This is a genomic window from Streptomyces sp. NPDC025273, from assembly GCF_040638585.1.
In the GTDB taxonomy this organism is placed as follows: Bacteria; Actinomycetota; Actinomycetes; order Streptomycetales; family Streptomycetaceae; genus Streptomyces; species Streptomyces cinereorectus.
On the sequence record NZ_JBEZYP010000053.1, the window covers coordinates 1 to 1,446 of the forward strand.

1 protein-coding gene is annotated in these 1,446 nt (G+C 67.4%); it reads right to left on the minus strand.

The annotated features are described in order from the left end of the window. Nucleotides 1-19: 19 nt before the first annotated feature. Nucleotides 20-1,216 carry an IS110 family transposase gene (locus tag AB0F38_RS31640; protein ID WP_361900886.1) on the minus strand — a complete coding sequence of 399 codons (1,197 nt, stop codon included), beginning with the start codon at nucleotides 1,214-1,216 and terminating at the stop codon, nucleotides 20-22. Between the last annotated feature and the right edge of the window lie 230 nt (nucleotides 1,217-1,446).

The following is a 1,446-nucleotide window of genomic DNA, read 5'->3' on the forward strand; positions in this document are numbered from 1 at the left end:
TCGCTTCCTAATGCTGTTGTCAAGCGGCCGTAGTCACTGTAGGTGTGACTTGATAGCACCGTCGGTCACGGATCAGGGCCCACAGGACGTTGACGCGTCGGCGGGCCAGTGCGAGCACGGCCTGAACGTGTTTCTTCCCCTCGGCGCGTTTGCGGTCATAGAATTTCCGCGAGTTCGGGTCGCATCGGACGCTGACCAGCGCGGAGGTGTAGAAGACGCGCTGGAGCCGTCGGTGATAGGCGACCGGTCGGCGGAGGTTGCCGCTGACCTTGCCGGAGTCGCGGGGTGCCGGTGCGACGCCGGCGAAGGCCGCCAAGGCGTCTGGGGAGTCGAACTCGTCCAGGTCGCCACCGACGGCGGCGAGGAACTCCGCGCCGAGCACGGTGCCGATGCCTGGGACGCTCAGGACGATCTCGGCGAGTTCGTGCTCGCGAAACCGGCCCTCGATGAGCTTGTCCATCTCGGAAACCTGCTCGTTGAGGGCCATCACCTCCTCGGCCAGGGTATGGACCAGCTTCGCGATGGTCTTCTCCCCGGGGACGGCGGTGTGCTGCCGCTCGGCCGCCTCGACCGCGGCCTCGGCCAGAGCTCTTGCGTTGCGGACCTTGCGGTTGACCAGCCACTTCGTCAGCCGTGCGACACCGGCCCGGCGGATCGCCGCCGGGGTCTGATATCCCGTCAGCAGCCTGAGTGGGCCGGTGTTGGTGACCTCCAGAGCCCGCTCCAGGGCCGGGAACATGCCCAGCAAGGTGCCGCGCAAGCGGTTCACCGAGCGGGTGCGATCCTCGACCAGGTCGGCACGGCGTCCGGTCAGCAGCTTCAGCTCAATGGCGGCCTCGTCGCCGGGACGGATGGGCCGCAGGTCGCGGCGCATCCTGGCCTGGTCGGCGATCACGTAGGCGTCGCGGGCGTCGGTCTTCCCCTCGCCCCGGTAGCCGTCGGAGGCGCGATTCACCAGCCGACCGGGCATGTAGAGGACTTCCTGGCCATGGTTGATCAGCAGGGCCAGCAGCAACGCGGGCTCGCCGCCGGTCATGTCGATGGCCCAGGTGACCTCGCGGCCGTCGGCCAGGTCCAGGACATCACCGATCAGCTTCAGCAGCTCGGGCTCGTCGTTGGCGACCCGCCGCGACAGCAGCGTCTTGCCGTTCACGTCCAAGGCAAGGCCGTGGTGGTGCCCCTTGCCGCTGTCGATCCCCGCCCATATCCGGCTCATCGTGCTCCTGAGGTGCGTGTTCGTTCTGTTCGTACCACGGACGACCTCGCCGGCATTGCTCTACTCAGCGACTTGTTCGCACTTCCTAATCGGCGGCCGAGTCGTCGTGGGGTGCCGGGCGGCGAAGCGAGGCAAGCCACGAGACGGCAGCCGCCTGATAGCCACACCCAGCACCCCTGGGCGACCCAACCCTACGAATGGCTCGATCAACCCGTTCAAGAAGGTAGAGC

What these genes read in the sequence shown, in the direction of transcription:
- AB0F38_RS31640 (WP_361900886.1), bottom strand. Translation starts at nt 1,216, where the DNA reads ATGAGCCGGATATGGGCGGGGATCGACAGCGGCAAGGGGCACCACCAC.